This is a genomic window from Clostridium sp. (assembly GCF_029258205.1).
In the GTDB taxonomy this organism is placed as follows: Bacteria; Bacillota; Clostridia; order Clostridiales; family Clostridiaceae; genus Sarcina.
Map to the genome: position 1 here is coordinate 1 of NZ_JARHZJ010000003.1, position 8,426 is coordinate 8,426.

Consider the following 8,426-nt stretch of genomic DNA (forward strand, 5'->3'; position numbering starts at 1 on the left):
TTAATATGATTTTTTAATGCATTCATGGCCATAATATATCCATATTCACCAAATCCACTTATCTGCCCAATACAAGCTGGTGCTGTAACTGATTTATGTCTAAACTCTTCTCTTTTGTGAATATTACTTAAATGCACCTCAACAGTTGGTATTTCAACACCTTTTAAAGCATCATAAATAGCTATGCTATAATGTGTGTATGCTCCAGGATTTATAATTATCCCATCATATTTTTCAAAATATGCATTATGAATAAAATTAATTATTTCGCCTTCTATATTGCTTTGAAAGCAGTTTACCTCTAATCCTAACTCTATTCCTTCTTCTTTTATATAATCAATGACCTGATTAAAATCTTTAGCACCATAAATTTCTTTTTCTCTAATTCCTAAAAGATTTAAATTAGGTCCATTTATAACCATTATTTTCATACTATCTTTAACCAAACTATTAATTTTTCTTTTGGTTAAAATCCACCCACTTTCCATTTAAGATTTTTAATATAATAATACTAAAAAATCTATTCTTTCTCTTTTAAACTCCACTGAGAAATTGATTTGCCTATTGCTCTAATAGCTTCTTCAACAGTACCATCATTTATAATTTCTATATCACTATACTTTTTATATAAATCAATTCTATCTCTATATAAATTAGTAAGTCTTTCTTTACCATCCCACAAAAGCGGTCTTCCTTCTGTATCTATATCTTCCATAATTAGATCTAAAGGCCTGTTTATAAAAACAGTTATAAATTCTTTAAAATTCCCCATATTTTCTTCTTTTGTAACTATTCCTCCACCAGAAGATATAACTACATTTTTTAATGTTGATAAAAGTTCACAACTTTTATTTTCTAAATCTCTAAAAACCGATTCTCCTTGAGCGAAAAGTTCTTTTATTTCTTTTCCTGTACTTCTTTCTATGAATTCATCCATATCTAAAAAATTCATCTTTAATACCTTTGAAAGTTCTCTTCCTATAGTTGTTTTTCCTGATCCAGGCATTCCAATTAAAAGTACTCCTCTTTTTTTCATATTCTAATCCCCTTTTATGTTTTAACAAATAATGTTATGTTTGATATTATTCTAATTTTTATCATATTTTAAATTAATATTTATTTCTAATTATACCTAAAAATAAGTAACTAGTTTAAAACAAAATCTTAAATTAACATTTTCTTATTACAAAATTAAATTTAAAATCTACATTTTAATTCTTCATATATCTGTTCTTCTGTAGACTTATTTATTTTTATTCCGTTCCAAATCTCTTCAGCTTTAACCCCTTGTCCAACTAACATAAATAATCCATCAACTGTTTTAAGCCCATTATCCTTAGCTGTTTTTAAAAACTTAGTTTCCAAAGGATTATAGACTATGTCCACAGCAACCTTAAATTTATTAATTATCTTTTCCGAAACAGCCACTGAATTTATATTAGGATACATTCCACAGGGAGTTGTATTGATTAAAGCAAACTCCTCATGAATTTTTTCAAGCTCACTATAACTCATAAAATCAATATTGAAATCTTTAAATTTCTCAAAAGCTTTATCTTTATCCCTAGAAACCAAAACTATTTTTTTAGCTTTGCTATCCTCTAGATATTTCAAAATACTTCTGGCTGCTCCCCCTGCTCCTAAAACAAAAAAGCTATTTCCTTCAATATTAACTTTTTCTCTTTCTAGCATCTTACCAAATCCATAATAATCAGTATTATAACCATAGGATTTTCCATCTTTTATTAAAATAGTATTTACTGCTCCTATAGCTTTTGCCTCATCTGAAATAATATCCAACTGATCCATAACTTTCTCTTTATATGGTATTGTGACATTTACTCCCTTTACTCCTAAGCATTTTAGACTTTCTACAATATTATTTTCAAAATCTTTTTTTACAGAAAAAAGATTATATAATCCATCTATATTATTATCTTTAAAAACTTTATTATGTATCTCTGGTGAAAGACTATGTCCTAACTTCTCACCTATTAATCCAAATAATTTCAAAATATCACCTCCTTAGTATTTACAATTTAATTCTAACAAAAACATTGAATAAAGATAAAACTTTTATAATATACAATAGTTAAGATTTAAGCTTTTATAATAAAATTCTATAATTAATTCATAATTCTATGATTAAATAACTGTACAAAACTTATAATAATCTTTTTGAATCCTCTTTTAAAATGTTGATAATAATTTTAAGTTTTTGTTTAAATATCCAAAACCAAATACACAAGTTCATGTAAGACACTTAGTTACCCTACTAGGTGTTTTTAAATTTTAAAGACTACAAAAAAATCCAACTTGTAGACATAAAATATTTACACTTAAATTATTTATATATTTTTCACCTTATAAAATATAATAATAAAAATCACTTCCACAACAATTAAAAAAGCTCTTATTGCAAAATTAATAGTAATTAATATATATATAATAGTTATTATCATTAATAATTTTAAAAATTTAATCAAAGTTTTAATTTCCAAATTTGATACCCTCTTTTTATAATAATTATTTATTGACAATTATTATTCTACTTTTTTATTTGTTTTCTATATTATATTTTCAAAAAAATTTACACTTTGTTAAAACAAATGGATGTCTTATTAATTTGACACCCATTATTATTAGCATTTAAAATTCCACTTTTTATAACATACTAAAATCCTATAATTACCTATTTAATCTCTTAAACTCACTAAAATATATTTATTCTCTCTAATTACAATTAAATTATGCTCTATTATTTTCTATAAGTCCTATTTTATATTCTTGATATTCTTTACTTATATCCATTAACGCATGAAGCATTTTCTCTGCATAAGGTAAAAGTTCTTTATTTTCTACTCTACTTAAATTTTTTTCTATAACTTGCTTTTCTCTATCTTTATGAAAAATCGCCATATTATTTTCTTTTTTATATATTGCAACATCTAAAACAACATTCATTCTTTCTTCAAAAACTTTCATAAGTTCTCTATCTATTTCATCAATTTTATGCCTACATTGAGCTAACTTATCACTCAAAAATTTCACCTCTTTTCTTTTAACTTATTTACTCTTTTTTAAGCCAATATTAATTTCAGTTAGAACTTTACCAGAGTGAATTTCTTGGCAATATTTTAGACCATAGTAGATAAAACTATTAATTTTAATCAATACTTAATCCTCATAAAAGTAAATTTCATTTTAAAACATAACTATTTATTTATTAACTCTAATATGGAAATAGCTGCAATGGCTTCTATAACAACTAATGCTCTTTGAACTATACAAGGATCATGTCTACCTGTTACACTTAGAACTTCATTTGTCATATTTTTTATATTTATACTTCTTTGTTCCTTAGAAATAGATGGTGTAGGTTTTATTACAACTCTGAATATAACTGGCATTCCATTTGATATTCCACCAGTTATTCCTCCATTATTATTAGAATATGTCCTAACTTTTCCATCTTCTATGAAATATTCATCATTCGCTTCTGACCCTTTCATATTTGCAAAATCAAATCCTGCTCCAAATTCAATTCCCTTCACAGCAGGCACTGAAAAGGCTAAATGAGCTATGGTACTTTCTAAGGAATCAAAAAACGGATTTCCTATACCAGCATCTAATCCAACTATAGCACACTCAACAATTCCTCCAATAGAATCTCTTTCTATTCTATTTGAAATAATTTCTTCTTTAATATTTTCTATTTTATTTGTATCTATTACTGGAAGTTCTTTAGTTAAAAGTTCTTCTAAATCTTCTTTCTTTAAATTTAACACATCAAAGGAAGAATCTTTTATCTTACCAACTTGCTTAATATGAGAACCAATAATTATGCCCTTTTCCTTAAGTATTTCCTTACATAAGGCTCCAGCAAAAACTAATGGTGCCGTTATTCTCCCTGAGAAATGACCTCCTCCTCTATAATCATTAAAGCCATTATATCTTACATACCCTGGAAAATCTGCATGACCAGGTCTCATCACATCTTTTATTTTTGAATAATCTCTAGATTTTTTATCTGTATTTCTTATTATCATTGAAATAGGAGCCCCTGTAGTGACTCCATTAAATATTCCACTTAAAATTTCTGGCTTATCTCCTTCTTTTCTTTGTGTTGATAAACTATTTCTTCCTGGCGCTCTTCTTTCCATATCTTTTTCTATGTTATCCATATTTATTTTGATTCCAGGTTCTATTCCATCTATTACTATTCCTATTCCTTCTCCATGCGATTCTCCAAATATAGATAATTTTATTTTATTACCCCAAACTCCTCCCATTTCTTTGCTTTTAAAGCCTATTATCTCTAAAAGCTCCCTCCTTTCGTCTAAATATTTTATATATTATTCTTCTCTTAAAATTCCACCTAAGTTTTTAAAATCTTCCCAAAATCCTGGATAAGATTTTTTAACACAATCTGGTTCTATTATAATAACCTCTTCCTTACATCTTGTAGAAGCAATGGCCAAACTCATAGCTATTCTATGATCTTTATGACTATTTACTTCTCCTCCTATCAACTCTTTAACTCCATTTATTATAAGTCCATCTTTTAATTCTTTTATATCTGCACCTAGTTTATTAATCTCTGTGCATATAGCATTTAATCTATCACATTCTTTTATTCTAAGTCTTTCTCCGTTTATAATCCTAGTCTCTCCTTTACTTAAAGCAGCAACAACTGTTAAAACTGGAATTATATCTGGGCATTGTGAAGCATCTATAACAGTTCCATTTAAATCTCCATGAATTATACTTAAAGACTCTAATTGATTTTCTATAAGCTTAGCTCCCATACGCTTTAATATTTCAATGCATTCCTTATCTCCTTGATAAGAACTTAAATCTAAATCAAAACAATTTATCTTTGAACCTAGAGCTCCTGCTGAAAAATAAAAAGCTGCCTGTGAGTAATCACCTTCAACTTTATAATTCATAGGCTTATAACTTTGATTTCCTTTTATTAAAAATTCCCTATAATTATTGTTTTTTATTGTAACTCCAAACTTTTCTATCATATCTAAAGTTAAATCTATATAGCCTTTAGACTGAAGTTCTGTAGTTATTATTATTTTGGAATCTTCTTTTAATAAAGGAAGAGTAAATAATAAACCACTTATAAATTGAGAGCTTATATTTCCCTTAACTTTAAATTCTCCACCTTTTAAGTTTCCTTCTATATTTAAATCAAGCTTTTCTTCCTCATAAGAATACTTAATTTCTTGCTCATCAAAAATCTCATAATAAGTTTTTAATGGTCTTTTCCCTAAATTCCCTCTACCAATAAAATTAATTTTATTATCCTCTATTAATGAAATTGGAACTAAAAATCTTAAAGTGGAACCTGATTCATTACAATCAATAACTTTATAATTAGAATCCTTTAAAATATTTTCTCCATTTATAATTAGTTTATCTTTTTCTACTTTTATATTTGCCCCTAAGACTTTCATACCTTCAATAGTCGCTATAATATCTTCTGAAAAATCTATGTTAGAAATAACACTTTCTCCTTTGCTTAAAGAAGCACAAATAATAGCTCTATGAGCAATACTTTTAGAAGGTGGTATTTTTACATTGCCATTTAACTTACTAGGAGTTATGATTACCTTTTTCACCTTTACCCACTCCCTATACTTATTTTTAAATTACACTATAAATTTTAACCTATAAAACATTACTTTTTATTCAAAAAAATCTACAGTTGTATTATATATGTAACTCTCTCCAATGTCTTTTAAAAGAATAACATTTAAATTTCCATTCAAATTCTTCTTATCTAATTTTATAGCTTCTCTAGCTAATCCATTATCTTCAATATTAATATCAGTATTTAATCCATACTTATTTAATAAACTTTCAATTCTTTTTGCTGTTCCTTTTTTAGTAAGTTCCTTTTCTTCAGCAATTTTGCTTATCATATTCATTCCTATTGCAACAGCTTCTCCATGAGAATAAGTTTCATAATTATAAATTTGCTCTATAGCGTGGCCTAGAGTGTGACCAAAGTTTAGAACCATTCTTTCTCCTAAATCTTTCTCATCATTTTCAACTACTTCTCTTTTTGTATTGCAACATTCATAAATAATTTCTCCAATATTCTCTTTTAGCTCCTCTTTATTCTCAAATCTCTCTAACTTTTCAAATAGCTCTTTACTCTTAATGCATCCATATTTTATTACCTCTCCAAGGCCATCATTAAAATATTTTTCTGGAAGTGTTCCAAGCATATTAGGATCTATTAATACTAGTTCAGGATGATAAAAGCTTCCTACTAAATTTTTACCTCTTTCTAAGTCAACAGCTACTTTACCACCAACGCTAGAATCAACTTGAGCTAATAATGATGTAGGTATTTGTATAAATCTAATTCCTCTTAGAAAAGTTGAGGCAACAAAACCTGCAAGATCTCCAACAACACCGCCACCTAGAGCTATAATTAAATCACTTCTAGTTAATTTAAAATCTAAAAGCTTATCATATATTCCTGGCAATGTATCAAAAGATTTACTCTTTTCTCCTGGTCTAATAGAAACAACTTCAACTTCAAAGCCTTCATTCTCTATATTTTTCTTTATAGACTCTCCATATATATCATTTAAATTATCATCAGTTATAATAGCTACTTTTTTACCTTCAAATACAATTTTTATGTATTCTCCAAAATAATCTTTTAAACCCTTTTGAATTACTATATCATAACTTTTTTCATTTAAATTTACTCTTAAAACTTTCATTATTATTACTCCACCCCAATTAATTTTAAGTATAAATTTAATGGGAGTTTAAACACTCCCACTAAATTAAATAATATTCTATAAATCTCTACCAACAGCCTTTGCAATAGCTCTTAAATCTTCTAAAAGCTTACCGTAATCTTCTGGTTTAATTGACTGCTGACCATCACATAATGCATTAGCAGGGTCATTATGTACTTCTATTATTAATCCATCAGCTCCTACAGCTATAGCTGCCTTTGATAATGGTTCTACCATCCATGACTTTCCTGCTGCATGGCTTGGATCAACGATTACTGGTAAATGACTTAATTTTTTTATAGCAGGTATAGCACTTAAATCTAAGGTATTTCTTGTGTAGGTTTCAAAGGTTCTAATTCCTCTTTCACAAAGAATTACATCTTCATTCCCACCAGCCATTATATACTCTGCTGACATTATTAATTCCTCTATTGTAGCTGACAATCCTCTTTTTAAAAGAATAGGTTTCTTTGTCTTTCCAAGCTCTTTTAAAAGATCAAAGTTTTGCATATTTCTTGCACCAACTTGAATAATATCAACATCATCAACAAACTTTTCTATCATACTAGTTGACATTATTTCTGTAACTATAGGAAGTCCTGTTTTTGCTTTAGCCTTTTTTAGAAGCTCCAATCCTTCAAGTTCTAGTCCTTGGAAACTGTATGGTGAAGTTCTTGGTTTAAATGCACCGCCTCTTAAGAAATTTGCCCCTAACGCCTTAACTTCTTTAGCTATTTCAGTTATTTGTTCCTCGCTCTCAACAGAACAAGGACCAGCTATTAATGCTATTTTCTTATCACCAATTTTATTTCCTAAAACATCAATTATAGAGTTATCTGGATGAAATAATCTATTTGCCTTTTTAAAAGGCTCTTGAACAGACATTATTCTCTCTACATTTTTGTTTGCTTCTACTTTAGCTGGATCTATTTTGCTTGTATCTCCAACTAAACCAATTACACACATTTCTCTTCCAGAAATTCTTTGAGTCTCAACTCCAAGTGATTCTATTTTTTTTATCAATTTTAAAATCTCCTCTTCCTTTGTTTCTGGTTTTAATATAACTATCATAATTCGCCATCCTTTTTTATTTTAACCTTTTTATTTAAAATAGTCTAAATGTAAATTAAATTGTTTAAATTATAATATTGTAAAAAAATAGAACCCAATTCAATGAGTTCTATCAAATAAATTATAATAAAATATTCCTATAATATTAATATCTATCCCGTTAATTACAAAAACCCATTAGTTAAAAGATTATTGTTTTCATTGCACATAAAATATCCAGCGCTAAAATGAAAGCCCCAGCTAGAGTAAAAGCTATAAAATTGTGCTACTAATCCTCTTACTAATAAATTTAGCATACCATCCTCCAAAATATTTATTTCTAAACTTTTTTAAATTTATTATACACTTTGTAATTTCAAAGTCAATAAAATTTAAAACAAAAGTAGTATAAGACTCTATATAAAATCTTATACTACTTGCTTAAAATTTACTTCAATCTAATTAAAACTTATTATCTTGCAGTTCTAACAGTTATTGATTGCTTAGTTGAAAGTTTACCATTAGAATATTTAGCGGCAATCTTAAAGTTATAAATAGTATGTCTATTTAATCCCTTAAATTTAAATTCAGTTTCATCAGCACTTA

The 8,426-nt window shown here is 27.2% G+C and carries 10 protein-coding genes; all 10 read right to left on the reverse strand.

Translation table 11 applies throughout. The features are described 5' to 3' along the window. Positions 1–431: type II 3-dehydroquinate dehydratase (aroQ, locus tag Q1J60_RS00170; RefSeq protein ID WP_300256911.1), on the reverse strand; the 431-nt coding region annotated here is incomplete at its 3' end. 89 nt (positions 432–520) lie between these two features. After that, a complete protein-coding gene (locus Q1J60_RS00175; protein WP_300256914.1) occupies positions 521–1,036 on the reverse strand; it encodes a shikimate kinase in 516 nt (171 codons plus the stop codon). Between the two features lie 161 nt (positions 1,037–1,197). Then, positions 1,198–2,013 carry a shikimate dehydrogenase gene (aroE, locus tag Q1J60_RS00180; protein ID WP_300256916.1) on the reverse strand — a complete coding sequence of 272 codons (816 nt, stop codon included), beginning with the start codon at positions 2,011–2,013 and terminating at the stop codon, positions 1,198–1,200. A 735-nt stretch (positions 2,014–2,748) separates the two neighbouring features. Next, complete coding sequence (locus Q1J60_RS00185; RefSeq protein ID WP_300256919.1) at positions 2,749–3,042, reverse strand: chorismate mutase; 294 nt, start codon at positions 3,040–3,042, stop codon at positions 2,749–2,751. Positions 3,043–3,215: 173 nt separating this feature from the next. Next, a complete protein-coding gene (aroC, locus tag Q1J60_RS00190) occupies positions 3,216–4,292 on the reverse strand; it encodes a chorismate synthase (protein WP_300256922.1) in 1,077 nt (358 codons plus the stop codon). A gap of 63 nt (positions 4,293–4,355) precedes the next feature. Beyond that, positions 4,356–5,630: a 3-phosphoshikimate 1-carboxyvinyltransferase gene (gene aroA / locus Q1J60_RS00195; RefSeq protein ID WP_300256924.1), complete on the reverse strand. Its 1,275-nt coding sequence runs from the start codon at positions 5,628–5,630 to the stop codon at positions 4,356–4,358. Positions 5,631–5,696: 66 nt separating this feature from the next. Next, on the reverse strand, positions 5,697–6,749 hold the full coding sequence (aroB, locus tag Q1J60_RS00200) for a 3-dehydroquinate synthase (protein ID WP_300256926.1): 1,053 nt from the start codon (positions 6,747–6,749) through the stop codon (positions 5,697–5,699). Between the two features lie 78 nt (positions 6,750–6,827). Continuing rightward, complete coding sequence (aroF, locus tag Q1J60_RS00205) at positions 6,828–7,841, reverse strand: 3-deoxy-7-phosphoheptulonate synthase (protein WP_300256928.1); 1,014 nt, start codon at positions 7,839–7,841, stop codon at positions 6,828–6,830. A gap of 164 nt (positions 7,842–8,005) precedes the next feature. Further along, the gene (locus tag Q1J60_RS00210) at positions 8,006–8,137 is read right to left on the reverse strand and encodes a hypothetical protein (RefSeq protein WP_300256930.1); all 132 of its coding nucleotides are present in this window, start codon (positions 8,135–8,137) and stop codon (positions 8,006–8,008) included. Positions 8,138–8,292: 155 nt separating this feature from the next. After that, the coding region (locus Q1J60_RS13010; protein ID WP_423249094.1) for a fibronectin type III domain-containing protein at positions 8,293–8,426 on the reverse strand (134 nt) is incomplete at its 5' end.

Coding starts and splice junctions, on each gene's coding strand:
- Q1J60_RS00175 (WP_300256914.1), bottom strand. CDS start 1,036: ATGAAAAAAAGAGGAGTACTTTTAATTGGAATGCCTGGATCAGGAAAA.
- aroC (WP_300256922.1), bottom strand. CDS start 4,292: ATGGGAGGAGTTTGGGGTAATAAAATAAAATTATCTATATTTGGAGAA.
- aroB (WP_300256926.1), bottom strand. CDS start 6,749: ATGAAAGTTTTAAGAGTAAATTTAAATGAAAAAAGTTATGATATAGTA.
- aroF (WP_300256928.1), bottom strand. CDS start 7,841: ATGATAGTTATATTAAAACCAGAAACAAAGGAAGAGGAGATTTTAAAA.
- Q1J60_RS00210 (WP_300256930.1), bottom strand. CDS start 8,137: ATGCTAAATTTATTAGTAAGAGGATTAGTAGCACAATTTTATAGCTTT.